This window comes from Streptomyces alanosinicus (assembly GCF_014650595.1).
Taxonomy (GTDB): Bacteria; Actinomycetota; Actinomycetes; order Streptomycetales; family Streptomycetaceae; genus Streptomyces; species Streptomyces alanosinicus.
The window spans coordinates 42,668-68,217 of record NZ_BMVG01000015.1 but is presented as its reverse complement, the minus strand read 5'-3'; the positions used below and the strand labels follow the sequence as shown (position 1 = coordinate 68,217).

At 71.9% G+C, this 25,550-nt stretch carries 24 protein-coding genes and 1 pseudogene; 13 read left to right on the top strand and 12 right to left on the bottom strand.

Going from position 1 to position 25,550, the window contains the following annotated elements:
• Positions 1-5: 5 nt before the first annotated feature.
• Complete coding sequence (locus IE277_RS26915) at positions 6-932, bottom strand: LysR family transcriptional regulator (RefSeq protein WP_189956288.1); 927 nt, start codon at positions 930-932, stop codon at positions 6-8.
• A 146-nt stretch (positions 933-1,078) separates the two neighbouring features.
• On the opposite strand from IE277_RS26915, the gene mgrA reads away from it, so the two are divergent.
• Positions 1,079-2,071: an L-glyceraldehyde 3-phosphate reductase gene (gene mgrA / locus IE277_RS26910; protein WP_189956287.1), complete on the top strand. Its 993-nt coding sequence runs from the start codon at positions 1,079-1,081 to the stop codon at positions 2,069-2,071.
• A gap of 31 nt (positions 2,072-2,102) precedes the next feature.
• Here the strand turns inward: mgrA and IE277_RS26905 are convergent, their stop codons facing one another.
• Positions 2,103-2,567, bottom strand: a complete 465-nt coding sequence (locus IE277_RS26905; protein ID WP_189956286.1) for a DUF5990 family protein — start codon at positions 2,565-2,567, stop codon at positions 2,103-2,105.
• A 246-nt stretch (positions 2,568-2,813) separates the two neighbouring features.
• Complete coding sequence (locus tag IE277_RS26900) at positions 2,814-3,233, bottom strand: nuclear transport factor 2 family protein (protein WP_189956285.1); 420 nt, start codon at positions 3,231-3,233, stop codon at positions 2,814-2,816.
• 300 nt (positions 3,234-3,533) lie between these two features.
• Here IE277_RS26900 and IE277_RS26895 point away from each other — a divergent pair, with 300 nt between their 5' ends.
• The 4 genes from IE277_RS26895 (at position 3,534) to IE277_RS26880 (ending at position 7,949) form a co-directional block, all read left to right on the top strand.
• Positions 3,534-3,944, top strand: a complete 411-nt coding sequence (locus tag IE277_RS26895; protein WP_189956284.1) for a hypothetical protein — start codon at positions 3,534-3,536, stop codon at positions 3,942-3,944.
• Positions 3,945-4,015: 71 nt separating this feature from the next.
• Positions 4,016-6,355, top strand: a complete 2,340-nt coding sequence (locus IE277_RS26890) for an FHA domain-containing protein (protein WP_189956283.1) — start codon at positions 4,016-4,018, stop codon at positions 6,353-6,355.
• A gap of 38 nt (positions 6,356-6,393) precedes the next feature.
• Positions 6,394-6,945 carry a hypothetical protein gene (locus IE277_RS26885; protein ID WP_189956282.1) on the top strand — a complete coding sequence of 184 codons (552 nt, stop codon included), beginning with the start codon at positions 6,394-6,396 and terminating at the stop codon, positions 6,943-6,945.
• On the top strand, positions 6,945-7,949 hold the full coding sequence (locus IE277_RS26880) for a serine/threonine-protein kinase (protein WP_189956281.1): 1,005 nt from the start codon (positions 6,945-6,947) through the stop codon (positions 7,947-7,949). Before IE277_RS26885 ends, IE277_RS26880 begins: the two co-directional genes overlap by 1 nt.
• Positions 7,950-8,262: 313 nt before the next feature.
• Here the strand turns inward: IE277_RS26880 and IE277_RS26875 are convergent, their stop codons facing one another.
• On the bottom strand, positions 8,263-9,540 hold the full coding sequence (locus IE277_RS26875; RefSeq protein ID WP_373310876.1) for a streptophobe family protein: 1,278 nt from the start codon (positions 9,538-9,540) through the stop codon (positions 8,263-8,265).
• Between the two features lie 215 nt (positions 9,541-9,755).
• Here IE277_RS26875 and IE277_RS26870 point away from each other — a divergent pair.
• A pseudogene (locus IE277_RS26870) lies at positions 9,756-10,937 on the top strand (DUF6777 domain-containing protein); the annotation flags it as partial.
• A 333-nt stretch (positions 10,938-11,270) separates the two neighbouring features.
• Positions 11,271-11,723: an ATP-binding protein gene (locus IE277_RS26865; protein ID WP_189956278.1), complete on the top strand. Its 453-nt coding sequence runs from the start codon at positions 11,271-11,273 to the stop codon at positions 11,721-11,723.
• A 24-nt stretch (positions 11,724-11,747) separates the two neighbouring features.
• On the opposite strand, the gene IE277_RS26860 is transcribed toward IE277_RS26865, so the two are convergent.
• The gene (locus IE277_RS26860) at positions 11,748-12,593 is read right to left on the bottom strand and encodes an RNA polymerase sigma factor SigF (RefSeq protein ID WP_189956277.1); all 846 of its coding nucleotides are present in this window, start codon (positions 12,591-12,593) and stop codon (positions 11,748-11,750) included.
• A 210-nt stretch (positions 12,594-12,803) separates the two neighbouring features.
• On the opposite strand from IE277_RS26860, the gene IE277_RS26855 reads away from it, so the two are divergent.
• Complete coding sequence (locus IE277_RS26855; protein WP_189956276.1) at positions 12,804-13,286, top strand: VOC family protein; 483 nt, start codon at positions 12,804-12,806, stop codon at positions 13,284-13,286.
• Between the two features lie 13 nt (positions 13,287-13,299).
• Here IE277_RS26855 and IE277_RS49625 read toward each other — a convergent pair whose 3' ends face one another.
• The 4 genes from IE277_RS49625 to IE277_RS26835 are packed head-to-tail and all read right to left on the bottom strand — an operon-like array spanning position 13,300 to position 17,031.
• Positions 13,300-13,524 carry a hypothetical protein gene (locus IE277_RS49625; RefSeq protein WP_373310882.1) on the bottom strand — a complete coding sequence of 75 codons (225 nt, stop codon included), beginning with the start codon at positions 13,522-13,524 and terminating at the stop codon, positions 13,300-13,302.
• 55 nt (positions 13,525-13,579) lie between these two features.
• Positions 13,580-14,470: a geranyl diphosphate 2-C-methyltransferase gene (locus tag IE277_RS26845; RefSeq protein ID WP_189956275.1), complete on the bottom strand. Its 891-nt coding sequence runs from the start codon at positions 14,468-14,470 to the stop codon at positions 13,580-13,582.
• Positions 14,471-14,524: 54 nt separating this feature from the next.
• A complete protein-coding gene (locus tag IE277_RS26840) occupies positions 14,525-15,571 on the bottom strand; it encodes a family 2 encapsulin nanocompartment cargo protein terpene cyclase (RefSeq protein WP_189956274.1) in 1,047 nt (348 codons plus the stop codon).
• A gap of 17 nt (positions 15,572-15,588) precedes the next feature.
• Entirely contained in the window at positions 15,589-17,031 is a 1,443-nt protein-coding gene (locus IE277_RS26835) for a family 2B encapsulin nanocompartment shell protein (protein WP_189956273.1), read from the bottom strand.
• A gap of 302 nt (positions 17,032-17,333) precedes the next feature.
• Between IE277_RS26835 and IE277_RS26830 the strand changes: the two genes are divergently transcribed.
• Complete coding sequence (locus tag IE277_RS26830) at positions 17,334-18,128, top strand: VOC family protein (RefSeq protein ID WP_189956272.1); 795 nt, start codon at positions 17,334-17,336, stop codon at positions 18,126-18,128.
• Between the two features lie 45 nt (positions 18,129-18,173).
• Complete coding sequence (locus tag IE277_RS26825) at positions 18,174-18,869, top strand: ribonuclease H family protein (RefSeq protein ID WP_189956271.1); 696 nt, start codon at positions 18,174-18,176, stop codon at positions 18,867-18,869.
• Positions 18,870-18,889: 20 nt separating this feature from the next.
• Here IE277_RS26825 and melC2 read toward each other — a convergent pair whose 3' ends face one another.
• Positions 18,890-19,711, bottom strand: a complete 822-nt coding sequence (gene melC2 / locus IE277_RS26820) for a tyrosinase MelC2 (RefSeq protein ID WP_189956270.1) — start codon at positions 19,709-19,711, stop codon at positions 18,890-18,892.
• 36 nt (positions 19,712-19,747) lie between these two features.
• Complete coding sequence (gene melC1 / locus IE277_RS26815) at positions 19,748-20,134, bottom strand: apotyrosinase chaperone MelC1 (protein ID WP_189956269.1); 387 nt, start codon at positions 20,132-20,134, stop codon at positions 19,748-19,750.
• A gap of 447 nt (positions 20,135-20,581) precedes the next feature.
• Between melC1 and IE277_RS26810 the strand changes: the two genes are divergently transcribed.
• On the top strand, positions 20,582-22,066 hold the full coding sequence (locus IE277_RS26810) for an MFS transporter (RefSeq protein ID WP_189956268.1): 1,485 nt from the start codon (positions 20,582-20,584) through the stop codon (positions 22,064-22,066).
• A complete protein-coding gene (locus tag IE277_RS26805; protein ID WP_189956267.1) occupies positions 22,063-22,650 on the top strand; it encodes a TetR/AcrR family transcriptional regulator in 588 nt (195 codons plus the stop codon). Before IE277_RS26810 ends, IE277_RS26805 begins: the two co-directional genes overlap by 4 nt.
• Before the next feature lie 25 nt (positions 22,651-22,675).
• Here IE277_RS26805 and IE277_RS26800 read toward each other — a convergent pair whose 3' ends face one another.
• Positions 22,676-24,409, bottom strand: coding sequence for a cholesterol oxidase substrate-binding domain-containing protein (locus IE277_RS26800; RefSeq protein ID WP_229881979.1), 1,734 nt, complete (start codon positions 24,407-24,409; stop codon positions 22,676-22,678).
• Positions 24,410-24,544: 135 nt separating this feature from the next.
• On the opposite strand from IE277_RS26800, the gene IE277_RS26795 reads away from it, so the two are divergent.
• Complete coding sequence (locus IE277_RS26795; protein ID WP_189956266.1) at positions 24,545-25,528, top strand: aldo/keto reductase; 984 nt, start codon at positions 24,545-24,547, stop codon at positions 25,526-25,528.
• Positions 25,529-25,550: the final 22 nt, after the last annotated feature.

Below are 25,550 nucleotides of genomic sequence, written 5' to 3'. Positions count from 1 at the left end.
CGGAATCAGGAGGCCTGGGGCCCCTCCCGGGGTGGTGCCAGCCCCCCTGCCCCGCCACCTGCCTCCAGGAGTGCGACGAGCGCGTGGGCGGCGGGACTGGTGGCCCTCTCCGGTGGCAGCAGGGCCACGGTCTCGTACTCCGTCTCGCCCGCGCCCTTCAGCGGCAGCGCCGTCAGCGAGGGCCGCTTGTGCCGGAAGTGCCGGGGTACGACCGCGATCCCCAGGTTCTCGTCCACCAGGTCCAGCAGACTGTGCACGTCGTTGACCTCCAGCGCGACCGTGCGCCGGACGCCGGCCGCGGTGAACGCGGCGTCGGTGGTGCGGCGCGGGCCCCAGTCCGGATGGAAGTCCACGAAGACCTCACCGGCCAGGTCCTCGGGGACCAGCACCGCGCCGGCCGAGGCCAGCCGGTGCCCGGGGTGGCACAGCACCGTCATCGGCTCGCTGGTCAGCGACACCGAACGCAGCTGGTCGGTGTCCGCCTGGGTGCGGTAGGCGAAGGCGAGGTCGAGCCGGCCCGCCCCGACCTCCTCGGCCAGCGCCCCCGAACCGGCCTGCCGCAGCCGGATCTCCACATCCGGGTGCCGGCCCCGGAACGCGGCCAGCATCCGCGCCACATGGACCCCGGCGATGCACTGCTCGGTGCCCAGCGCGAGGGTGCCGCGCAGCACGCCCTGCACCGCCGCCACCGCCTCGTGCGCCGAACGCACCTGCGCCAGGATCCGCTCGGCCTCCACCAGCAGCGCCCGCCCCGCCTCGGTGAGCGTCACCCGGCGGGTGGTGCGCACGAACAGCGGGGCCCGCAGCTCCCGCTCCAGCGCCCTGATGGACGCCGAAAGACCCGACTGGGACACCATCAGGCGTTCCGCGGCCCGGGTGAAATGCTGGTCCTCGGCGACGGCGACGAAGTGCTGGAGATGGCGCAGTTCCATGATTGAGCAGCCTAGTCGCTGAATTCCATCGGATTCTCCTGTTGGACCGCTGCCCGGCGGGCGGGGAACAGTGGAGGGCGGTGACCGGGGGCCCGCACGCTCCCGGAAGCCGGGAAGACCCGTGTGCCAACCCCTCTGGAGTCGCGTTGTACACCGCACACCCCGACCGTTACGCCGACCTGCCCTACCGGCGCACCGGACGCAGCGGACTGATGCTCCCCGCGCTGTCCCTCGGCCTGTGGCACAACTTCGGCCCGAACCGGCCCGCCGAGACCCAGCGGGCCATCCTGCGCCGCGCCTTCGACCTGGGCGTCACCCACTTCGACCTCGCCAACAACTACGGCCCGCCGCCCGGCGCCGCCGAGTCCGCGCTCGGCGCGGCCCTCGCGGCGGACTTCGCGCCGTACCGCGACGAGCTGGTCATCTCCACCAAGGCCGGCTATCTCATGTGGCCCGGCCCGTACGGCGAATGGGGCTCGCGCAAGTACCTGCTGTCCTCGCTGGACCAGAGCCTCACGAGGATGGGCCTCGACCACGTCGACATCTTCTACTCGCACCGCCCCGACCCGGACACTCCGCTGGAGGAGACGATGGGCGCCCTGCACTCGGCGGTGCAGCAGGGCAAGGCGCTCTACGTCGGCGTCTCCAACTACTCGGCCGAGCAGACCCGCGAGGCCGCCCGGATCCTCGCCGGCCTCGGCACCCCCCTCCTCATCCACCAGCCGCGCTACTCGATGCTCGACCGGCGCCCCGAGGACGAGGGCCTGCTCGACGCCCTGGACGAACTCCAGGTCGGCTCCATCGCCTACTCCCCCCTGGAGCAGGGCCTGCTCACCGGCCGCTACCTCGACGGCATCCCCGAGGACTCCCGGGCCGCGAGCGACAGCCCCTTCCTGAACTCGGACGCCGTCACCGAGGACCTGGTCGCCCGGCTGCGCTCGCTCGACGAGATCGCGGGCGAGCGCGGCCAGACCCTCGCCCAGCTGGCCCTCGCCTGGGTGCTGCGCGCCGGCCGGGTCACCTCCGCACTGGTCGGCGCGAGCAGCCCCGAGCAGCTGGCGGACAGCGTCGGCGCCCTCCGCAACCTGGACTTCGACGCCGAGGAACTGGCCCGGATCGACGCGATCGTCAAGGCGTAGCGCGACACCGACATGATCCAAACGACAGGCCCTAGCAGGGCTCCGTCGGCTCGCCCGCGCTCCAGACGACCGCCGGGGGCACCACCCGTCCGCACAGCGGATGGCCCTTGGCGTCGGTGAGGGCGAGCCGGCCCACCAGGGCACCGCGCAGCCGCGCCTCGTCGAGCACCTGCGGCGGAACGTCGGCAAGCATCAGCTTGGCGCGCCGGAACATCCGCGACGCCTCCTCCCGCGGGGGCCTGCCGAGCCAGGAGAGGTAGACGAAGCGTCCGCCGAGCCGGTTCTGCACATAGGGGCCGCGCAGCTCACCGTCCGCGGTGAACGTACAAGGCAGCGTCCAGGTCGTCTGCGGGGCGTCGCCGGGCTGCGGGTCGAGCAGCTCGGCGGGCCGGTCCCTGCGCTGGACCGCGACCTCGATCCCGCTGACCCCGTGGAAGCCGGGTCCCGGCCCGCAGTCGCGGCCGGGCAGGGTGTGGCCCTCGATACGCAGTTGCATGCCACCAGTGTGGCCGAGGCGGGGCCGGCCTCTCACCGGGCCGCCCGACGGGGCCCGGGCCGTCGGCCGCCGAGCGCACCGTCGGCCTCGCTCCCCGGCGCGATCGGGAGACGGCCGGTGGCGGAGCCGTCTCCCGGGGCGCACGGTCACCGAGTCGCCCGACGTCGTCGCCCCGCGCCACGTCGCTCGTCCCGCCGGCAGGGTGTCCCACCGCGCGCGGCCGGACCCGCCGCCGGCCAGGCGGTGTCAGGCACCCGCCGATACGCGGTCCAGGAAGCCGAGCACCTGCCGGATGCGGCCCTCGGCGTCCAGCGTGACGACGTCGAACCCCGCCACCGGCGCCGAGCTTTCCCCCGAGGGGGCGTCCCCGGCCTCGCTCACCAGCTCCCAGGTGAACCGCGCGGTGTCGTGATGTCCGTCCACCGTCCCGGGCGGGCGGAAGACGAACCCGGGGAACTGCTCGTGCACCGCCGCGATCACGGCCACGATGCCCTCGTGGCCGCGGACGTCGGCTGGGGGTCCCCTCTCTGGGGATGGGGCAGTGCAGCCGCCGTCCGTGGTCCACGCGGCGGCGATCGCCTTCTCCAGCGCCTCCGGCTCGGTGGCGTTCCCGGCCTCGAAGTAACGGGCGGCCGAGGTCTCGTAACGGTCGGTGTTCGTGGACATGGTGAATCAGCCTCCATCGAGTTCGTCGCTGCTGGTCAGAGCCGGATCCGGGGCTTCGTTGATCCGGTGTGACCACCAGGCCGGAGGGCCGGGGCGGGGTCGATCACCTGCCCGGTGATGCCCGAAGGGGCGGGCACACGCCGCCGCATTCCGGCCAGAACGGACGGTGAATATGCCAACAGACTGGCCGGAAAGGCGTGGTGACAGTGTTTCGGCAGTGGCGATACTCGAACGTCAGGGGCACTTCACCGCACTGGAGCCGCACGGCCGGCCACCAGCGAGGCGACGGGGGAGTGAGGCGTGCACGACGAATTCCTGTGCCATGTCACGGCGTACGGCATGTGCGACGGCCGGCGCATCGGGGTACCGCTCGGCACCTATCGCGCGCCGACGCTGGCCCTCGCCCTGTGGTGGCTGCGGGACCGCGCGTCCTGGATCGCCGAGCGCCTCGACCCGATCCCCGAGGACGCCGCCTTTCCGGCGGGCGCGCTGGTGCCGGTCGGGGACACGGTGGCCGACGTGCCCGCCCTGCTGCGCGCCTGGTGCGCCGACGACATCCGGCAGGAGCGGGTGGCCGACGAGCTGTCGGGCGGCCGGCTGGTGCGGATCGCCGCCAGCGACGACACCACCGAGTACGAACTGCTCGCCGAGTCCGTCGACGCGCTGCGGATGCAGCGCACCCTGCCCGCGCTCGTCATCCCCGTCGCCTGACACGTGTCCGTCGGACCGCCGCCCCCCTCGGCGCCGGGCACACATATGAACCAATCGGTAGAATTCTGGCCATGGCGGAGCGGCCGGTCGCCCCGACGGCGCCGGAACTCGTCCTGGAGACCGACATGGGCTCCACGGTGATGAGTCCGGGCCAGGACTACCTCGTCGGACGCGACCCGTTGAGCGACATCGTCCTCGACGATGCCCGGGTCTCGTGGCACCACGCCGTGCTGCGCTGCGACCACGCACACTGGATCCTGACCGACCAGGACAGCACCAACGGCACCTACGCCGACGGCCGCCGGATCGACGCCTGGGACGTGCGCCCCGGCAGCGTGATCCGCTTCGGCAACCCCACCGACGGCCCCCGCGCCGTCCTCGCCGACGCCCCGCCGGCCGCCCCCGGCCACCCCTGCGCGGTCTCGCTGCCCCAGCGGACCGGCACCTTCCGCCGGCCCAGCAGCGTCCGCCCGCTGCCCCCGCGCACGGTCCGCATCGGCCGGGCGGCCGACAACGACCTCGTGGTGGACGACCTCATCGTCTCCCGCCGCCACGCCGAACTGCGCGCCCACACCGACGGTACCTACGAGATCGTCGACCTCGGCAGCCACAACGGCACCTACCTCAACGGCCGGCCCGTCACCCGCGCTCCCATGGGCCCCGGTGACATCGTGGGCATCGGGCACTCCGCGTTCTGCCTGGTCGGCGACGAACTCCAGGAGTACATCGACACCGGCGAGGTCTCGCTGGACGTCCAGGACCTCAGCGTCGCCGTCGAGCGCGGCAGCAAGGTGCTCCTCGACCACGTGTCCTTCCCGGTGGGCGAGAAGTGCCTGCTCGCGGTGGTCGGACCGAGCGGAGCCGGCAAGTCCACGCTGCTCAACGCCCTCACCGGACAGCGGCCCGCCGACCGCGGCACCGTCCTGTACGACGGCCGTGACCTCTACCGCGACTACGCCGAACTGCGCCAGCGCATCGGCCTGGTCCCGCAGGACGACATCCTGCACCCCCAACTCACCGTGCGCGCCGCCCTGTCCTACGCCGCCGAACTGCGCTTCCCCGAGGACACCGCCGCGCACGAGCGACGCGCCCGGGTGGACGAGGTGATCATGGAACTCGGCCTCGGACACCGTGCCGACCAGCCCGTGCACCGCCTCTCCGGCGGGCAGCGCAAGCGGGTCAGCGTGGCTCTGGAACTGCTCACCAAACCCTCGCTGCTCTTCCTGGACGAGCCGACCTCGGGCCTCGACCCCGGTATGGACCGCTCGGTGATGAACATGCTGCGCGGCCTCGCCGACGACGGCCACACGGTCGTCGTCGTCACACACAGCGTGCTCAGCCTGAGCGTCTGCGACCGCCTCCTCGTGCTGGCCCCCGGCGGCACGGTCGCCTACTACGGGCCGCCCGGCGACGCCCTCGCCTTCTTCGGCTTCGAACAGTGGCCGGAGGCCTTCGAGGCCTTCGAGCACGCCCACGACCGCGACTGGGCGCGGGAGTACCGCGAGTCGCCCTTCCACCGGCACTACGTCGCCGAGGCCAGCACCCAGCCCCAGCACCCCGGGCCGGCCCCCGTCACCGCGGCACCGCCGCCCCGCCCGCGCCGCTGGCTCGCCCAGCTCGGCACCCTGGTCCGCCGCTACACGGCCGTCCTCGCCGCCGACCGCACCTTCCTCCTCGTCATGATCGCCCTGCCGTTCGTCATGGGCGCCATGGCCCGCGCCCTGGCCGGCGGCCGGCTCACCCGGGACACCGCGATGAACACACTGCTCATCCTGTGCGTCGGCGCCGTGCTGACCGGCGCCGCGAACGCGGTGCGCGAACTCGTCAAGGAACGCGTCGTCTACCAGCGCGAACGCGCCGTAGGCCTGCCCCGGTCGGCCTATCTGATGTCCAAGGTCGTCGTGCTCGGCACCATCAGCGTCGTCCAGGCCGTCGTCCTCACCCTGGTCGCCCTCCTCGGCGTCGACCTCAACAGCCCCGGGGACCACGGTGTCCTGCTGCCACCGCTGGCCGAGATCACCCTGGCCGTCGCCCTGCTGGCGTTCACCGCGATGATGCTCGGCCTGCTGATCTCCGCCCTGGTGCGCAAGGAGGAGGTGACGATGCCGCTGCTGGTGCTGCTCGCCATCATCCAGGTCGTGTTCTGCGGAGCGCTGCTCAGACTCGACGGCGTGCCCGGCCTGCAGCAGCTGGCCTGGCTCGTGCCCTCCCGCTGGGCGCTCGGCGCCATGGCCGGCACGGTCGGGCTGTCCCGGATCGTCCCCGGCGAGCTGACCGCCGACCCCCTCTTCCGGCACTCGACGGGCGTCTGGCTGCTCGACATGGTCATGCTGGTGGTGCTCTCCGTCCTCTACGGGTTCGCGGTCGCCCGGCTGCTGCGCCGGCACGAGCCCGCCGTGATGCGGAAGTAGGCGAACGCGATGGCCCCCACGCGGAAGCAGGCGCCCCGATGAGCAGAGCGCCCGGTCCCGGATTCCGGCCCACGCACGTCGTGCCGCGGGGCGGCACGCCCGCCTGGGAGAGCCCCGACCCGGCCCGGCCCACCGTGCCCCTCGACCCGCTGCTGCCGGTCGAACTGGTGGAGCGGCGCGGCGACTGGGGATACATCCGCTGCTCCAACGGCTGGGCCGCCTGGGTCGACAGCCGCCGGCTCGTCGCCGTGCCGGACGACCCGCCCGCCGTGGACGGCACGGGCGGCACCAGCGACCCGCTGCCCCTGCTGGCCCACGCCGAACAGGCCCTGGCCGACTACCGGACCGCGGTGCGGGAACTGGCGGACGGCGTCCTGGACGGAGAGGGCTTCGAGGAACGCACCCGGGGCCTCAGGCTCGGGATCGTGGTCGACGGGGAGTCCATGTGGCTGTACGACCCCGGGGAGAGCCGCTGGGTCTACGGCGACGGACGGCGGCTGACCACCTACGCCACCGACCGTGCGGTCACCGGCGACGACGGGACCGGACAGGCCCCGACCCGGCTGGTCGCACCCGAGAGCGAGCGCTGATGGCACGCGAGACCAGCCTGTTCTCCGGCCGGCCCGCCGAACTGATCGGCCGGCAGGTCGCCGGCTACCTGGTCGAGAGCGAGATCGGGCGCGGCGGCATGGCCGTGGTCTACCGGGCCCGCGATCTGCGCCTGGACCGCACGGTCGCGCTCAAGCTGCTCGCCCCCGAACTCGCCCGCAACGACACCTTCCGCAACCGCTTCACCCACGAGTCCCAGGTAGCCGCGGCGATCGACCACCCGCACATCGTCCCCGTCTTCGAGGCCGGTGAGACCGACGGGGTGCTCTACATCGCCATGCGGTACGTCCCCGGCAGCGATCTGCGCCGCCTCCTCGACCTGCGCGGACCGCTGCCGCTGCCGGACGCCGTGCGGATCGCCGGGCAGGTGGCCTCCGCCCTCGACGCCGCCCACGAGCACGGCCTGGTCCACCGGGACGTCAAGCCGGGCAACATCCTGATCGCCGAGGGCATCGACAGCGACCACCCCGAGCACGTGTACCTCACCGACTTCGGGCTCACCAAGAAGTCGCTGTCCCTGAGCGGTTTCACCAGCGTCGGCCAGTTCGTCGGCACCCTCGACTACGTGGCCCCCGAGCAGATCTCCGGCCGCCCGGTCGACGGCCGCTGCGATGTCTACGGCCTGGCCTGCGTCGTCTACGAGAGCCTCGCCGGCAGCCCGCCGTTCCTGCGCGAGGACGACATGGCCCTGCTGTGGGCGCACCAGTACGACGAGCCGCCCCCGCCGAGCGAAGCCCGCCCCGGCCTTCCCCCGGCCCTCGACCCGGTCTTCGCCAAGGCCCTCGCCAAAAGCCCGGACGCCCGCCACGAAACCTGCCTCGCCTTCGTGTCCGACCTGCGCACCGCCACCGAGTCGGCACCCGGCCCGGCCGGCGCCCACCCGGCGGCGCACGCCGACACGGAGACCGACCACACGTCCACCGGCGCCCCGGAACCCCCGCACTGGGCCGACCCGGTGTTCCCTGCCCCACCGGCCGGGCCCTAGGGCGTGTTGCGAAAGTCCCGCCTGCCGCCCGACGCCTGGCACGCACTCTCGGCGTGCCGGGCGAAATCCCACGTACAACCAGTACGAGGGCTTCCGCCCGGCACTCCCCCAGCCTCCGGCCGGGGGGACCCCCGGAGCACGCACCAGACGCCGCTCGGCCCGCCCTCCGGGCGGACGACGGGACTTTCGCAACACGCCCTAGGCCCTGTCGTCACATTCCCGTCGTCCGTCCGAAGGGCGGGCCCGGCGGCGTCTGGCAGGGGGCACCTCCCACGCCCTCAAGGCAGTGGGGGAGGGAATTTGACGACAGGGTCTAGGACCGGCCCGCCTCGTGTCGCCGGTGCAGTGGCCGGGCCAGCAGAGCGCCCAGGAATCCGGCGGCCAGTCCCCACAGCGCGCCCAGGCCCACGGCCTGCCACAGCCGGGGCCTGAGGAACAGCTCCCCGGACAGCCCGCCGCCCAGGTTGCCGATGCCGAGCAGGGAGAGGCCGTAGTGCGCCGAGACACGGCCCGTCAGACAGATCATCAGCACCGTCAGCGCCAGCGCCACGGCCAGTCGCACGGCGTGCTGCCACAGCCGGACCCGGGCCGGGGAGCGGGCCGCCATCCGGAACGCCACGGCCAGCAGCAGGATCGCGTCCACGACCAGCAGCCACCACCACCGGCCGTCGTAGGCGGTGAGTGAGCCCAGATCGAGCGCGGAGACGTCCGGGGTGCGCAGGATCACGTCCAGGACATGCGGCATCGGCAGGCCGAACGGCCCGTCCACCCGGCCGTTCCAGGTCGCTCCCAGGCCGAGGGTGAGGGCCAGCCAGGCCAGATTGGGCAGGCCCAGCAGGATCAGCGCGAAGGTCGCCGAGGCATGCCCGCGGATGGCCGCCGTGATCAGCGCGGTGACAAGACCGACCGCGACGTACGCGAGCAGCAGGACCACCATCGCGTGTGCCGCGGGCCGCACCGACTCCTGGCACCGCAGCAGCCGCCCCGGCAGCGGGGCCCCGCGGGCGACCAGCAGCGCCAGCAGCAGCACTCCGGCGAGCCACAGCATGCCGAACAGCACCGTCAGCGGCACGTCCGTGGTGAACCCGATCTTCGGCGCCGCGTCGAACAGCCCGGTCAGATCGCTCAGCGTGCCACTGCCCACGTCCACGGCGAAGCTCTGCCGGGCGGCGAAGGCCAGGCCGATCAACGCGAGCAGCCACAGCACCGCGATCCGGGCGGCCCAGCCGGCCAGCTCCCCGGCCGAGGCGACCGCCCGGTGCCGCAGCGGGCGCAGAAAGCCCGCGCCGGTCACCAGCGCCCCGGCGAGCGTCACGGACAGCGGGATCACGGTGAGTCCGGCGTGCGTCTGGGCCAGAGCCCCGGCGTTCCCGGAGAGCTTCACGCTGCCGCCGACCGCCGTGACCAGGGTCGCGGCCACCACCCTCGGGAACGCGCCGTCCGGCAGATCCGCCGCTCCCGCCGCCCACAGCCCGAGCGCCGCGACCAGCACCATGACGGCCAGCCCGGTCAGCACCGCCGCCACGGCCGGCGCCCAGCCATGTCGGGCGACGGGCCGCGCGGAGACGGTCGGAGGACTCACGGTTGACACGCTAGACAGCGGTCCGGCACCCCGCCCGCCGGGTGGGCCGTCCGCGTCGGCTTGCGAGCCTGACCGCCTTCGGACACACAATGGGATCACTGTGCAGCCAAGTGCACCAGTACACCGTCACCGGTGCACCGAACGGGTCGTGACTGAGAAAAAGCCGCGCATCGCACCGCGCATCGCACCACGTATCGCGACGATCGCGACGGAAATGAGTGCTCGTGAGCGCCGAACCTCCGTCTTCCGGCCGCCCGACCGGACCGCCCTCCGGCCCGCTGTCGGGCTCCTCTCGTCCTCCCTCCGGACCACCGCCCGGCCGGCCGCTGGGCGGCGCGGGATCCCCGGGGCCGCACGGGCCGTGGTGGAAATCCGTTCCGCGCGTCAGCGCCCTCGCCGCCGCGGTCGTCGCCGCCGTGGTCCTCGCGGTGGTCTTCACCCGTCCGGGTGGCGGTTCCGCCGCCAAGGGCGAGGTCTTCCTGCAGTCCGCGAGCAGCAGCGGCCAGGACCCGTTCACGGAGTCGACCGCGAAGCAGAGTTCCGCGCCGCCCCCGCCCGCCGCCTCCGCCGCGGCCACCGGCACGGCCAACGCGGTCCAGGGCGTGCAGGGCGGGGCGCCAGGCCTGTACAGCGGCACTCAGCGGACGCCCGCCTGCGACATCGAGCGCCAGATCAAGGCCTTCCAGGCCGACCCGGGCACGAACAAGGCGTTCGCCTCCGTGGCCGGCGTGCAGCCCTCCGGCGTCCCCGCCTATCTGCGCTCGCTCACCCCGGTCCAGCTCCGTGTCGACACCCGCGTCACCAACCACGGCTACCGGGGCGGCACCGCCACCGCCTACCAGTCGGTGCTCCAGGCGGGCACCGCCGTGCTGGTCGACAGCCATGGCGTGCCCCGGGTGCGCTGCGCCTGCGGCAACCCGCTGACCCCGCCGGTCGCCCAGAAGACCACGCCGAAACTGGTGGGCCCCCGCTGGTCGGCGTACCGGCCCTCGAACGTGGTCGTGGTGACCCCGGCACCGGCGATCGTCAACATCTTCGTGCTCTACGACCCGCACCACGACGACTGGATCCACCGCCACCGCGGCGACCAGGACTGCCGGCACGACCAGCACGGCAAGCCGCCGGAGCACCCACATCCGTGGAACCCGCCGACGCCGTCCACGTCGGGCAAGCCGAGCCCGTCGGCATCGACGTCCTCGTCCTCGTCGCCGTCGTCCTCGTCGAGTTCGTCCCCGTCGTCCCCGTCGTCCTCCTCGTCCTCCTCGTCGTCCCCATCCTCCTCGTCCTCGTCTTCGTCGTCTTCATCCCCTCCTTCTTCGTCCTCGCAGTCGTCGTCCGCGCCCTCGGAGTCGACGTCCTCGTCCTCGCCGTCGGAGTCGAAGTCCTCGGAGCCGCCCTCGTCCGGGTCGACGTCGCCGGGGTCGCAGTCCCAGTCCCAGTCCTCCCAGTCCTCGCAGTCCCAGTCGCAGTCCCAGTCGCGTTCGGCGTCGACCGCGCCCTCCTCCGCCGGGCCGGCGTCATCGTCCGCAGGCCCTCCGTCGAGCGAGAATGACACCGGGGGCGTGACCGAGGAGCCTCAGGGCTCGCCCTCGACGTGAGCGGTCGTGGCCTGCCGCGCACCGTGACCCTCGCCACTGTGAGCGGTCGGCGAACGCCTCGGGGGACTGCCGGGCCCGGCTCGGGGTAGCAGGACAGATGCAACAGGCGACCGGTCGTACCGGGCATTCGAGAGAGACAGCATGATCAACCATCTGGGCGGGGAAGTGATACCGACTGGTTTCGACGTACCCGTGGAACCGCTGCGACGCGCGGCGCACTACACCGGCGAACCCGGATGCATCGCCGAGGCGCGCGACTTCGCCTCCCGTTTCCTCCAGCAGTTGCGTACCGAGTGGTGCGCCGCCGTCGACCGGCGCGCCGACGGCGAGCTGCTCCTGGTCGTGAGCGAACTCGTCACCAACGCCGAACAGCACAGCGACGGCCCGTACATCCTGGAACTGGAAGGGACGGACAGCGCCGTCACGGTGTGCGTCTACGACAGCAGCTCCGCACTGCCCCGGCGCTACCCCAAGGACCCCGTCCGCGTCGGACGCCACGGTCTGGAGATCGTGCACGCCCTGGCCTCGGAGGTCATCGTCGAGCGGGTGCCCGTGGGCAAGCGGGTGCGCGTCCGCCTGGCACTGGACGGCTGAGCCAGGGGCCGGGGCGGGGCCGCCTCAGCCGCAGCCCAGTTCGCCGAGCATGCCCCGGCGCAGCCGGGAGATGATCCGCTTGATCAGCCGGGACACATGCATCTGGGAGCAGCCGAGCTGTTCCCCGATCTCGGCCTGGGTGGCCTCCTCGACGAACCGCAGATGGATGATCCGCCGGTCCCGCTCGCTCAGTTCCGCCATCAGCGGGGCGAGCGCGTGGACATCCTCGACGAGCCGCAGCCCCTCCTCCTCCACGCCGATGAAGTCCGCGAGCACGGACTCACCGTCCCCCGGCCCGTCCCCGCTGAGCGCGGCGTCCAGGGAGGCGGAGTGGTACCCGTTGGAGGCGAGCTGGCCGTCGACCACCTCGTGCTCGGAGATGTTCATCAGCGTCGCCAGCTCGGCCACCGTCGGGTCCCGGTCCAGCCGGCTGGACAGCTCCTCGCGCGCCTTGGCCAGCTCCACCCGCAGCTCCTGGAGCCGGCGCGGCACATGCACCGCCCATGTGCTGTCCCGGAAGAACCTCTTGATCTCACCGACGATGTAGGGCAGTGCGAAGGTGGTGAACTCCACCTCGCGGGCCGGCTCGAACCGGTCGATGGCCTTGATCAGGCCGATCATGCCGGTCTGGACGATGTCCTCCATGTCGTCCCCGCGGCCCCGGAACCGCCCGGCGGCGAACCGCACCAGCGACATGTTCATCTCGATGAGGGTGTTGCGCGCGTACTGGTACGCGTGAGTGCCCTCCTCCAGCTCGGTCAGCCGGCGGAAGAACTGACGGGACAGCTCCCGTGCGTCACGGGGGGCGACAGACGCCGGGTCCGTGATCTCCGCGACCTCTGCCTGCGACCGGATCCCGGCGGTTTTCATTGCCTCTCCCACGAACGTCACGGTCGTACGTCTGCTTCGGTGGCGACTACCCCAGGTCGGGCCGGGCATGCACACGCCGCCGAGGCCTGTCCGGAAACGAACCGTGTCCCGCACCTTCATCCGTACGGATGATCCGGCGGCCCGGCCGATGAGTTCCGGCGCCGGGACCGGTCGACACTGACGACCGCGTTCCCCGCCCAGGAGGTACTCATGACCACCGACGGATTCCTCACGTGTCTGTGGTTCGACGGCCAGGCCGAGGAGGCCGCCGCGTTCTACGTCTCGGTCTTCCAGAACTCCGGCATCGGCCGTGTCAGCCGCTACACCGACGCCGGACCCGGTGAGACCGGCTCCGTGCTGACCGTCGAGTTCACCGCCAACGGGCAGAAGTTCATCGCGCTCAACGGCGGCCCCCAGTTCACGTTCAACGAGGCCATCTCCTTCCAGATCCTCTGCGCGGACCAGCAGGAGATCGACCACTACTGGACCAAGCTCACCGAGAACGGCGGCGAGGGCGGCCCCTGCGGCTGGCTCAAGGACCGGTACGGCGTCTCCTGGCAGGTCGTCTACGACCGGCTGCCCGAGATGATCCACGACCCCGACCAGGAGCGGACCGCCCGCGCCTTCAAGGCCATGATGGGCATGGGCAAGCTGGACGTGGCCGCCCTGGAGAAGGCGTACGCGGGGGAGTAGTACGGCAGCTGGATCAGCGCCATCGACAGCGCCCAGCCCCACCCCCGTGCCCACTGCGCGTCATCCGCGCCGACGGCCGCGTGGTGGCGTTCTCGGTCCCGGAGGACGCGAGCCGCCGTACCGGCAGGGCGGCCCACCGGGGGAACCGGCGGGCGATCAGGCGCTGGACCAGCGGGGCGTCGAGGTCGACATCGTCCGCGTGCATCTTCTGCGGCTTGCGGCCGTCATGGGCACTCATCGCGGCCCATCCCAGCTCCTCGGCACCCTCGCTGTCGAGCGGGTTCTCCCCGGACTCAGATCCGGTCGGCCGCGATCAGCAGATACTGGAAGCTGCCGTTGCGGTAGGCGTCGAGAAACGCGTCTTCGATGCCCGTGACCAGGTGGTCGGCCTGCTTGCGCAGCTCCCAGTACGGGATCGTCGCCTCGGTCAGGTCCTCCACATGGACCGGCACCAGCCGGTTCTTGGCCATCGCCCGGAAGTACTCCGACCTCGGGTGGATATCGCAGATGTAGTGCGCGTTGATCAGGGACACCTCACGCGAGGCCCGGCCGTAGGTGTCGTTGTAGCAGCCGGTGATCGTCACATAGCGGCCGCCCCGGCGCAGCAGCCGGGCGTGCTCGGCGAAGAGCAGCTCCAGCTCGACGTACATCGTCGACTCGTTGTTCCACGAGGCCGCGTACGCACCCGACTCGAAACCGGTGTCCAGCATGTTCCGGTGGTGGTAGCGGACCTTGTCGTCGACTTCGCGCTTGCGGGCCATGTCGTTGGCGAAGTCGGCCTGCTTGGCGGAGATGGTGACCCCGTCGGCGTGGCAGCCGTAGCGCAGATTCGCCACGACGCTGCCGCCGCCCCGGCCGCAGCCTGCGTCGAAGACCCGGTCGGTGGGCGTGAGCGCGCCGAGGCGGCCGGCGAGCAGCTCGGCCTGGGCGTGCTCCAGCCGGTGCAGTTCGGTGGTGATCCGCGCCTTGCGCAGATCGGGGTCGGGCTCGTCGAGCACCGTCCAGTCGGGGTCGCCGATGCCGTAGTGGTGGTGGTACAGATCGTCGAGCTTTCCGAGTTCGAGGTTGACCGGGTTCTCCTCGGCGTTCCAGTAGTCCGCGACGCGGTTCTGGTACGTGGACTGGGTCGGCACCGGAGCTGACGTGGTGGTCTTGGTCTTCCGGGCGACAGGGGCGGTGGTCAACAGTTGCTCCTCGAAGTGTTGCTGATGGTGTTTCAGTTGAGCTGTGGGTCTCCGCTACCAGTAGTCGGGCAGGTGGTAGCGGTGGCTGTTGGTGGCGTGCCACTCGTGGTTGCCCGCGACCCAGGCGGCGAGCCCCTCGGCGTAGCGCGCGATCACCGGCGAGGTGGCCGCCAGAGCGGCGGACTCCTCCTCGAAGGCCTCCATGATCCGGTTGTGGATCTCCACGGACTTCAGATAGGCGGCCTTCAGCCCGCGCCGCTCGTTGGCCGCGATCACCTGGGGCAGATTGAGATGGTCCGGGTCGCTCGCCAGCTCCTTGGTGAACGAGTACAGGTCGTTCACGAGCGTGGTCGCGTTGGAGGCGAGGGCGGTGATCCGCTGGATCTCCGGGCGGGCGTAGACCGGCTCGGGCAGTTCATAGCCGTCCACCGCGTCGACGAGCGACAGACAGGGGCGGAAGTTGTTGAACTGCCGCATCACCAGGTACTCCCAGATCCGCGGCGTGTACTTGGTCTCCATCCAGGCGGCCTCGCCGAGGTAGCCCATGTGCAGCCGGGCCATGTCGTGCACGAACCGGGCGGTCTGGCTGGGCGTGGCGAAGCTCGCGTAGTCCGCGAGGGCGAAGTGGTACGAGCGCAGCGGACCGTCGGCCTGGATGCCCTCGCGCCACTCGGCCTCCAGCTCCGGGATGCCGTGGTAGGGATCGAGCGCCGACTGCGCGATGATCAGCGGGCCGCCGAGGCCGCGGCGCGATCCGCCCCGCCCTTCGTCCTCCTCGCAGTAGCAGGAGTCCACGATGTTCTCGGCGAGCAGGAACTTACCGGCGGCGGTGAGCCGGTCCAGGTCGAGGCCGCCCGGATGCTGGAGTACGACGGCCCGGCCGAACTGGAAGCCGGAGAAGTCCCCGTTCCATGCCTCGGGGAACAGGTCCAGCTCGCGGGCCCAGGCCTCCAGGCGGCGGTCGATCTCGGCCGCCTTCTCCGGGTCGGCCGGAACGGCCGGCCGATGGTGGATTCCGGGGATGACACCGGTGCGCCGCGCCGGGCGCAGGCTCTGGGCGATGTTCGGCGGGCCGGGCAGGGTGTACGTGGATGTGCTCATCGGTGTGCTCCAGACCGTCAGTCGGCGGTCCGGCCGAGCTGGACGTTCTCCAGGACCCCCGCCGCGTCGGGGACCAGGATGGCCATCGAGTAGTAGGCGGTGACCAGGTAGTTGATGACGGCCTGCTCGTTGATGCCCATGAAGCGGACGTTCAGACCCGGCTGGAACTCCTCCGGGATACCGGTCTGATAGAGGCCGATGACCCCCTGGTCCGCCTCACCGGTGCGCAGCGCGATGATGCTGCTGGTGTGGTCGTCATTGATCGGGATCTTGCTGCACGGATAGATCGGGACCCCGCGCCAGGCCGGGATCTCGTGCCCGTCCACGTTCGCGGAGCCGGGTACCAGCCCGCGCCGGTTGCACTGCCGGAAGAAGGCCGCGATCGCCTTGGGGTGGGCCAGGAACACCTTGGTCTTGCGGCGCATGGACAGCAGCTCGTCCATGTCGTCCGGGGTCGGCGGGCCGGTGAGGGAGCTGATCCGCTGCCCGTAGTCGATGTTGTGCAGCAGACCGAACTCCCGGTTGTTGACCAGTTCCCATTCCTGGCGCTCGCGGATCTCCTCGACCGTGAGGCGCAGCTGCTGCTGGGTCTGGTCCATCGGGTTGTTGTAGAGGTCGGCGACCCTGGAGTGCACCCGCAGCACGGTCTGGGTGAGGGACAACTCGTATTCGCGCGGGGCGAGTTCATAGTCGACGAAGCCGCCGGCCAGGGTCTCCTCGCCGACATGGCCGGCCTGCACCGGGACCTCGGCCTCGCCCTTGCGGTTCATCGGCATCCGCTGCCGCTCGACATAGGCCTGGAGATGGGCGCCCAGCGACGGCACCCGGTCCATGACCTCCTCGACGACGGCCCAGGGCAGCGCCAGTACCACGGCCGCCGTCTCCGCCCGGACCGAGGTGAGCCACAGAGGATCCGACTGGCCGACCGCCTCGTCGCCCATCTGGTCGCCGTCGGTGACGACCCCGATGATCTCCTCCTCGCCGTACTTGCCGGCCGCGTAGCGGGTGAACCGGCCGTGCACCACGAGATAGGCCTCGGTCACCGGCTGTCCGGCCTCGAACAGCACCTGCCCGGCGCGCACTTCACGGGACTGGAACCGGCCGGCGATCTCGGTCAGCACGTCCAGGTCGTCGTAGCCGCGCAGGATCGGCAGTTCGGTGAGGGTCTGCGGGATGACCCTGATGTCGTCCGCGCCGTTCTGCTCGAAGCTCACCCGGCCCCGCCCGGTACGCAGCGTCAGGCGCCGGTTGACCCGGTAGGTGCCGCCCTTGACGTCCACCCACGGCAGTGTCTTCAGCAGCCACCGGGAGGTGATGGCCTGCATCTGCGGTTCGGACTTGGTGGTCGTGGCGAGCTGGCGTGCCGCCCGGGTGCTCAGACTGGTCAGCTGGCGGTCGGCGGTCGGATCGGGTTCGGGCTCGTCGACGGCGGAACCGATGACGCTGTCCGGTGTGGACACATTCCCTCCAGCGGAGAGGTGAACAGGCGGGATCTGAAAAGTGGGTGGTGCGCGAGGTGACGGTGCGCAGGGACAAGCCAAACAGCCGTGGTGATCTAGGGATACGGCGCAAAGGGGGCGGTTGCGTGATGTGGTTGCGTAAACCAGCGTTTCGAGGTGGAAAGGGGCGCGTTACGTGATCATGCGCCGGTCGCCCTCGTTCGCCGCGCGGGCCGGCGGCGGGATGACTAGCGTGAGCTTCGGGACATAGCGCCCGAGGTGGGGATCAACCGCACGGGACACACATCAGGAGGGCCGCGAGCATGGCCGTGCAACCCGAGGGAACACCCTGTTGGGCCGATGCGATGTTCAGCGACGTCGAGGGAGCCAAGCGCTTCTACAGCGACGTCCTCGGCTGGACCTTCGGCGAGTCGTCGTCGGAGTACGGCAACTACACGCAGGCCTATGCGGACGGCAAGGCGGTGGCCGCCGTCGTCCCGCCCATGCCCGGCCAGGAGGGCCAGTCGCAGTGGTGCCTGTACTTCGCCTCGCCGGACGCCGCCGCCACCGTGGGCAGGATCCGGGAGAACGGGGGCGAGGTGCTGATGGAGCCGATGCAGGTCGGTGACTTCGGCACGATGTGCCTGGCCCGGGAGCCCAGCGGGGCCGTCTTCGGCGTATGGCAGGCCGGCACCCACGAGGGCTTCGAGGCGGTCGCGACCCCGGGGGCCTACTGCTGGGCGGAGGTCTTCACCCGGGAGCCCGAGAAGGCCGACACCTTCCTCAGCGCCGTCTTCCCGTACCGGATGAAGCAGATCGAGGACCAGGCCGTCGACTTCCGGATGTTCGACATCGGTGAGAAAACCGTCCTCGGCCGGATGCGGATGACGGACGACTTCCCGCCCGAGGTGCCGTCGTACATCAATGTCTATTTCACCGTCGACGACTGCGACGAGGCCGTGGCGCGCGCCACCAAGCTCGGCGGCGTCCTCCGCTTCGGGCCGATGAGCAGCCCCTTCGGCAGGTTCGCGGCGCTGAGCGACCCGCAGGGCGCGAACTTCTCGGTGATCGACATCACCACCACGGAGGGCGAGATGCCGGCGACCAAGGACGTCTGACCTGCTCCCCGGGCCGGGCCCCACGGCCGGCCCCGTGTCCATGGCATGATCGTGCACATGCGTGAACGTGTGGTGGCCGCGTGCGACGGGGCTTCGAAGGGAAACCCCGGACCGGCCGGATGGGCGTGGGTGGTCTCCGACGACGAGCGGACCGCCGCCCGCTGGGAGGCGGGCCCGCTCGGCCGGGCCACGAACAACGTCGCCGAACTGACCGCCCTGGAGCGGCTGCTCACGGCCGTCGCGCCGGATGTGCCGCTGGAGGTCCGCATGGACTCCCAGTACGCGATGAAGGCCGTCACCACCTGGCTGCCGGGCTGGAAGCGCAACGGCTGGAAGACGTCGGCCGGCAAGCCGGTCGCCAACCAGGACCTGGTCGTGCGCATCGACGAGCTGCTCGACGGCCGGTCCGTGGAGTTCCGCTACGTCCCGGCCCACCAGGTCGACGGCGACCCGCTGAACGACTTCGCCGACCGCGCCGCCAGCCAGGCCGCCTCCGTCCAGGAGCCGGCCGGCAGTGACCTCGGCTCCCCGGAGCCGCCGCCCTCGCCCGACACCCCGAAGGCGGCCGCCCCGCGCAAGAAGGCGCCCCGCCGCACCGGCGGCGGAGCGTCCTCCCGCACCATCAAGGCGAAGTTCCCCGGCCGCTGTCTGTGCGGCCGCTCCTACGCGGCCGGCGAGTCCATCGCCAAGAACGCGCAGGGCTGGGGCCACCCGGAGTGCCGCACGGCCGCCGAGGCCTGATCAGCCGGCCTGGGGCGCCCTCAGCTGTCGTAGGTGTAGAACTTCGTGTGATCCAGCAGATCCGCCGGACGCACGTCGTTCCACGGCTTCATCGTCTCGTTCAGGTCGATGACGTCCGGAGTGTCCCCGTCCGGCACGTACGGCGCGTCCGGGTGCCGCTGCTGCCACTGCGCCCACAGCTTGTCGACGAAGGCGTGGTGCAGCCAGAACACCGGGTCGTTGGGGGAGGCCCCGGTGGCCATCTGCCCGCCGACCCAGACATGGACACGGTTGTGCAGATTGACCCCGCGCCATCCCTCCAGGTGGTTGCGGAAGCCGTCCGAGGCGCTGTTGTACGGCGCCATGTCGTACGTCGGTATGGACAGCACCGACTCCACCTCCGCGCGCGTGGGCAGCTCGCGCACGGCCGTGCCGAGCGAGCGGCGCAGGAACGTACGGCCGTCGACCCGGATGCTGATCGGCCAGTCGCCGGCCGCGGCGGCGAACGGGCCGTCCATCACCCTGCCGTCCGTGCTGCGCCCGGTGCCGCCGAGGAAGTCCGGCGCCCAGAGCGCGGCACGTGTCGTGCGGTCGGTGCTCCAGTCCCAGTACGGCAGTGCGACCGAGGGATCCACCGACTGCAGCGCCTGCTCGAAGTCGAGCAGGAACCTGCGGTGCCAGGGCAGGAAGGACGGGGAGCGGTGGCCTGTCCGCTCCCCGGTGTCGGTGTCCGACATGATGAACTCGTTGTGCGCGCGGACGAACGCGTCGTAGCGTCCGTCGCGCTTCAGCTGCACGACGGCGCCCACGAAGCGCTTCTTCTCGTCGGCGGTCAGGACGGCCTGGTTCTTGCGTACGGTCATGGTGTGCGACGCTCCGGAAAGTCCTTGCGGGGGCGGTCAGTTGGCGGGGAAGGGCAGCAGCCGGGCGCCCTGCAGCTCGTCCACGGCGGCACGGGCGGCGGCGCGCGGGGTGGCCACCGGGTCGTAGTGGCTGACGACGCTGATCCAGCTGCCGTCGGCGTTGCGCATCACATGCAGCCGGACGCCGTCTATCAACACCTCGATTCCGCCGCCGTGTTCATGGTGGTGGCCGCCGCCGCTCATCGGACGGCCCTGTATCCGGCGGCCCCGGTAGACCTCGTCGAAGGTCTCGGGGGGCTGCGGCATCGGCCCCGGGTGGTGGCCGGCGGCCGAGGCCGTGGGTGCCGCGAGGGTGGTGACGGCGGCCGTCGCGGCGAGTGCGGCCGTCGCGGTGAGCGCGCGGCGCCGGGTGATGTCGGGCATACGGGTCCTCCTGGAGAGTGATCCGGTGGTGACGACGCATGCCTATCGGGGGTTCGGGGACCGGGAGAAATCACCGGGAACCGGTTCGCTCTGATCCGGACAATGAGGTACATGTCGTACAGGGTTGAACCAAGATGATCTTGTTGCGGGGGCGGTGGGATCGGTGCCGGAACGGGTAATTCCTTGCCCCGCCGGCCGCGATCGCGGTGTTCCTTCTCGGTGGCCGCCCGTCCGAGTGGCCCGGCTCACCACGCCAAACTGACGCGATCGGGAGGTCCGGCCACCCTGTTGCCGTGCGGAGCCGCTCGACCGCTTCGGGTGACCGTCACGCCTGAGCGGCTCCGCCCATGACCGTGCCCGGCTCGACCGGATGATTGGTGAATAGGCATTCACTCGGTAAGGTGAATTGTCATTCACCCTGCACCCGTGTCGTCCACAGGAGCGCCGATGGACCAGCCCGCCCCGATATCCCGGCCGCCGGCCGGAGTGCTCCGGATGCGCGACCGGCTCACCATCCCGGTGCTGGCGTCGGGCGGCATCCTCATGGCGGTCATGCAGACCGTCGTCGTCCCGCTGCTGCCGGACCTGCCCCGGCTCACCGGCGCGTCCGCCGCGACCGTCTCCTGGACGGTCACCGCCACCCTGCTGTCCGGCGCCGTCCTCACCCCGGTGCTCGGCCGGGCCGGCGACATGTACGGCAAGCGCCGGGTGCTCATCGCCGCGCTCTCGCTGATGACGATCGGCTCGGTGATGTGCGCCCTGACCTCGGACATCGGCGTGCTCATCGCGGCCCGCGCGCTCCAGGGCGCCGCCGCCTCCGTCGTCCCGCTGTCGATCAGCATCCTGCGCGACGAACTCCCGCCGGAGCGGCGCGGCTCGGCCGTGGCGCTGATGAGTTCCACCGTCGGCATCGGCGCGGCCCTCGGCCTGCCGCTCGCCGCGCTCGTCGTCCAGTACGCCGACTGGCACACCATGTTCTGGATGACCGGTGCCCTCGGCGCGGCGGGTGTCGTGGCGACCTGGTGGGCGGTCAAGGAGTCGCCGGTGCGCGAGCCCGGCCGCTTCGACGTGCTCGGTGCCCTCGGGCTCACCGCCGGACTGGTCTGCCTGCTGCTGGGCGTGTCCCAGGGCGGCACCTGGGGCTGGGGCAGCGCCCCGGTCCTCGGCCTGTTCCTGGCGGCCGCCGGAGTCCTCGCCCTGTGGTGGTGGCAGCAACTGCGCACCGGGCGGCCGCTGGTCGACCTGCGGCTGGTGTCCCGGCCCCGGGTGGGCCTGTCGCATGTGGCCGCCCTGCTCACCGGGTTCGCCTTCTACGCCAACTCGCTGGTCACCGCCCAGCTCGTGCAGGCGCCGAAGGCCACCGGCTACGGCCTGGGCCTGTCGATCGTCGCCACCGGCCTGTGCCTGCTGCCCGGCGGTGTGACCATGCTGCTGCTCTCGCCGGTGTCGGCCCGTATCTCGGCCGCGCGCGGGCCGCGGATCACCCTCGCGCTGGGCGCCGCCGTCATCGCCTGCGGCTACGCGGTCCGCATCGCCGACAGCCGTGACCTGTGGATGATCATCCTGGGGGCCACCGTCGTGTCGACGGGGACCACGCTCGCCTACTCGGCGCTGCCGACCCTCATCCTGCGGGCGGTCCCGGCCGCGCAGACCGCCTCCGCCAACGGCGTCAACGTCCTCATGCGCACCATCGGCCAGGCCACCTCCAGCGCCGCCGTCGCCGCCGTCCTCGTGCACCACAGCAGCCCGGTCGGCGGCGTCCCGATCGCCACCCTGCACGGCTATCAGCTGGCCTTCGCGATGGCGGGCGCCGTCGCCCTCGCGGCCTGCGCGGCCGCCCTGACCATCCCGGGCGACGCTCCCGCGGACGGCACCACCCGTGCCGGGGACGCCGCCGAGGCCGCCCGCGACGAGGCGCTGGAGGGAGCATGACGCCCCGGTCCGTGACGAGCACCCCCGTACGCCGGGACGCCGAGGCGACGAAGGCCGCCATCCTCCAGGCCGCCCGCCGGCTCCTGGCCCGGCACGCGCACGCCGACATCACGCTCAAGGCGGTCGCCGAGCTGGCCGGGGTCAGCCCGCCGCTGATCGTGAAGTACTTCGGCAACAAGGACGCCCTGTTCGCCCGCGTCATGTCCTTCGACACCGACGCGGACGCCCTGCTGGACGCGCCGCTCGCCGGTCTCGGCCGGCACATGACCCGGCACGTCGTCGCCAGCCAGCGCGAGCGCGGTGTCGACCCGCTGCTGCGGATCGTCTTCGCCCCGATGCACGGCGACCACGGCGACATCCTGCGCGCCAACTTCCGCGCCCAGGTGACCGATCGCCTCGCCGCCCGGCTGACCGGCCCCGACGCGGGCCTGCGCGCCGAACTCGCCGTCGCCGCACTCGTCGGCCTCGGCGTGATGTACGGCATCGCGCGCGGGCCCTGCCTGCGCGCGAGCGACCTCGACACCATCGCCGACCGCTACGGTCCCCTCGTACAGGCCCAGTTGACCCCCGCCCCCGGAACCTGAGCGCGGCCCGCCGGTCCCGATCCGGTCAGCGCAGGAGGCGGTCGAGGAAGGCGTTGCCGAACACCCGGTGCGGGTCCAGGCGGTCCAGGGTCGCGACCGCCTGCCGCCACACCTGCGGCCCGAAGGTCCCGGGCACCGTCGTGCCGAGCACCTCCTCGTCGGCCCAGGCGGCGCCGGCCGTGTAGCCCCAGCCCTTGGACCACTCCACGCGGGCGAGGGCGGGTCCGCCGTCGTAGCGGTCCAGCAGGAACCGCTCCAGCTCGCGCAGGAAGGCACCGGCGTACGGCGTGCCGGGCAAGGTCAGCACGTCCAGCCACACCGCCGTGTCCCACTCGGGACGGTCCGCGCTCGGCCGCAGCGCGGACAGCAGCGGCGCCCGCGCGCCGGGCGCACCGGCGCCGGCCGGGTCGTCCAGACCGCTGACCCGGATCTCCACCGAGCCGTTGACCGGGAAGCGGCCCCGTGCCGCGTACGCGGCCAGCCGCTCCCGGTAGAACCGGGTGAACTCGTGCACCACCCGCTGCACTCCGGCGCGCGTGGTGAGCACCGCGTATCCGCTCGCGGTCACCCGCAGGGTGGTCGGCCGGACGTACAGCAGTGTGTTCTTCGACGGCCCCCACAGATCGCCGGAGCCCGTGGCCGCGAGCCCCAGCGAGGCCACGGCCAGCTGCGCGGCGCCGAGTTCCGGCGCCAGGTACCAGGCCGCGTCCGCCACCAGCCGCCCCACCAGATCGGCCACGGGCCGCGGGACGTTGTCGGAGAAGGGATAGTTGTACGGCGTGGTGACCCGCCGTGCGCCGGCCGGCCGGACCGGCGCGACGCTCCACTCCTTCAGCCAGGGGTACTCGGTGAAGGCGAACCAGATCGCCTCGACCCGGCCCGAGCGGCGTACAAAGCTCTCCAGTGAGCGGCCGCCGGAGCCGGGCGCAGCGAACAGTTCACGGGCCGGGATGTCGGTGCGGCTCACGCAGCGCAGCGCGGTGTCGGGGCCGGCCCGCAGCACCACCTCGGTGACGAAGGCCCGGCCGAGATGAGTGAGCAGCGCGGCGCAGTCCGCCTCCGCGCGGTGGAACGTCCGCAGCACATACGCCCCGCTGCCCGCGTCCCACACCACCGCCGTCAGCTCCAGGACACGGTTGCTCAGCGAGCCGTAGGTGCTTCCCGGCGGCGGGCGTTCGCCGTCGGCCGGTACCGCGGTGCCGTGCGCGCCGATCGCCAGGGCGCCGCCCAGGGTCAGGTCGCCGGGCGCGGGCGTCGCGGTCAGACCCAGCCCGTGCCCCGCCAGGAACGTGAGCAGGGCCTCCAGGGTGACTCCGGCGCCGGCGCGGACCGTCGCGTCCGGCTCCAGCGCCAGTCCGGTCAGATGCGGGGCGGTGTCCACCAGCAGGACGGGGCTGTCCGCCCGCGTGCCCTCGGTGACGGTCAGCGGGGACCAGCCGTGCGAGCGGCCCCGCGCGCGGACCCGCCAGCCGTGCCGCCACGCCCAGTCGACCACGGCGAGCACCTGCTCCGGCCCGGTCGGCGCACAGGCCCACAGCCCCTGTGCGGTGATCTCACCCGCCCAGTTGCGGTACGCCGAGCGGTAGAGCGCCACTTGCGCCGGGAACCCCGGCAGTTCGGCTGCGGCGACGGCCGGATCGGCCGCGATCAGTACCGGTACCGCGGCCAGCGCGGCGGCGGAGCGCAGCAGGCCCCGCCGGCTGAGTGGACCCGAACTTCCGCTCTCCGAAAGGGAGTTGTCCGTCGAACGATCGATCACGCGGCCACGCTAGAGGCCGCGGTGCACCCCCCGGTGTCGCAGGGACCCGATTCACCCGTGTGGGTGAAAGCGCACAGTCGGCCCGGCGGAGCGGTTCGTTCCACCCGCTGCGGTCCCGGGTGACAGACTGGCGTCATGGACGAACGCGTATTCCGCAGGTCGGGTCAGTGGGCATCGGTGATCGGTCTCGGCACATGGCAGCTGGGCGCCGACTGGGGAGACGTGGACGACAAGGAGGCCCTGGCCGTCCTGGAGACGGCGGCCGAGGCGGGGGTCACCTTCTTCGACACGGCGGACGTGTACGGCGACGGACGCAGCGAGGAGACCATCGCCTCCTTCCTGCGCGGCCGGCCCGACCTGCACGTACTGGTGGCGACCAAGATGGGCCGGCGGTCCGAGCAGCTCCCCGGGAACTACGTGCTGGACAACTTCCGTGCCTGGAACGACCGTTCACGCCGTAACCTCGGCATCGACCGGGTCGACCTGGTCCAGCTGCACTGCCCGCCCACACCCGTCTACTCCTCCGACGCGGTCTTCGACGCCCTGGACACCCTGGTCGAGGAGGAGCGCATCGCGGCCTACGGCGTCAGCGTGGAGACCTGCGCCCAGGCGCTGACCGCGATCGCCCGGCCGAACGTGGCGAGCGTCCAGATCATCCTCAACCCGTTCCGGATGAAGCCCCTGTACGAGGTGCTGCCCGCCGCCCGCGCGGCCGGCGTCGGCATCATCGCGCGCGTGCCGCTCGCCTCCGGCCTGCTGTCCGGCAGGTACACGAAGGACACGGTGTTCGCGGCCGACGACCACCGCACCTTCAACCGGCACGGTGAGGCCTTCGACCAGGGCGAGACCTTCTCCGGCGTCGACTACGCGACCGGTGTCGAGGCCGCCGCCGAGTTCGCCGCGCTCGCCCCCGAGGGGTACACCCCGGCCCAGCTGGCGCTGCGCTGGATCGTCGAGCAGGACGGCGTGACCACGGTGATCCCCGGCGCCCGCAACCCGGAGCAGGCCCGCGCGAACGCGGCCGCCGCCAAGCTGCCGCCGCTGCCCGAGGCGACGTTCACCGCGATCCGTGAGCTGTACGAGCGGCGGATCAGGGCCGAGGTCGAACCCCGCTGGTAGACACCGCGCCGTTTGAACGAAC

Coding starts and splice junctions, on each gene's coding strand:
- IE277_RS26885 (WP_189956282.1), top strand. CDS start 6,394: ATGAGCAGAGCGCCCGGTCCCGGATTCCGGCCCACGCACGTCGTGCCG.
- melC1 (WP_189956269.1), bottom strand. CDS start 20,134: ATGCCCGACATCACCCGGCGCCGCGCGCTCACCGCGACGGCCGCACTC.
- IE277_RS26840 (WP_189956274.1), bottom strand. CDS start 15,571: ATGAGCACATCCACGTACACCCTGCCCGGCCCGCCGAACATCGCCCAG.
- IE277_RS26915 (WP_189956288.1), bottom strand. CDS start 932: ATGGAACTGCGCCATCTCCAGCACTTCGTCGCCGTCGCCGAGGACCAG.
- IE277_RS26855 (WP_189956276.1), top strand. CDS start 12,804: ATGACCACCGACGGATTCCTCACGTGTCTGTGGTTCGACGGCCAGGCC.
- melC2 (WP_189956270.1), bottom strand. CDS start 19,711: ATGACCGTACGCAAGAACCAGGCCGTCCTGACCGCCGACGAGAAGAAG.
- IE277_RS26880 (WP_189956281.1), top strand. CDS start 6,945: ATGGCACGCGAGACCAGCCTGTTCTCCGGCCGGCCCGCCGAACTGATC.
- IE277_RS26830 (WP_189956272.1), top strand. CDS start 17,334: ATGGCCGTGCAACCCGAGGGAACACCCTGTTGGGCCGATGCGATGTTC.
- IE277_RS26795 (WP_189956266.1), top strand. CDS start 24,545: ATGGACGAACGCGTATTCCGCAGGTCGGGTCAGTGGGCATCGGTGATC.
- IE277_RS26905 (WP_189956286.1), bottom strand. CDS start 2,567: ATGCAACTGCGTATCGAGGGCCACACCCTGCCCGGCCGCGACTGCGGG.
- IE277_RS49625 (WP_373310882.1), bottom strand. CDS start 13,524: ATGAGTGCCCATGACGGCCGCAAGCCGCAGAAGATGCACGCGGACGAT.
- IE277_RS26900 (WP_189956285.1), bottom strand. CDS start 3,233: ATGTCCACGAACACCGACCGTTACGAGACCTCGGCCGCCCGTTACTTC.
- IE277_RS26890 (WP_189956283.1), top strand. CDS start 4,016: ATGGCGGAGCGGCCGGTCGCCCCGACGGCGCCGGAACTCGTCCTGGAG.
- IE277_RS26810 (WP_189956268.1), top strand. CDS start 20,582: ATGGACCAGCCCGCCCCGATATCCCGGCCGCCGGCCGGAGTGCTCCGG.
- IE277_RS26860 (WP_189956277.1), bottom strand. CDS start 12,593: ATGAAAACCGCCGGGATCCGGTCGCAGGCAGAGGTCGCGGAGATCACG.
- IE277_RS26805 (WP_189956267.1), top strand. CDS start 22,063: ATGACGCCCCGGTCCGTGACGAGCACCCCCGTACGCCGGGACGCCGAG.
- IE277_RS26825 (WP_189956271.1), top strand. CDS start 18,174: ATGATCGTGCACATGCGTGAACGTGTGGTGGCCGCGTGCGACGGGGCT.
- IE277_RS26865 (WP_189956278.1), top strand. CDS start 11,271: ATGATCAACCATCTGGGCGGGGAAGTGATACCGACTGGTTTCGACGTA.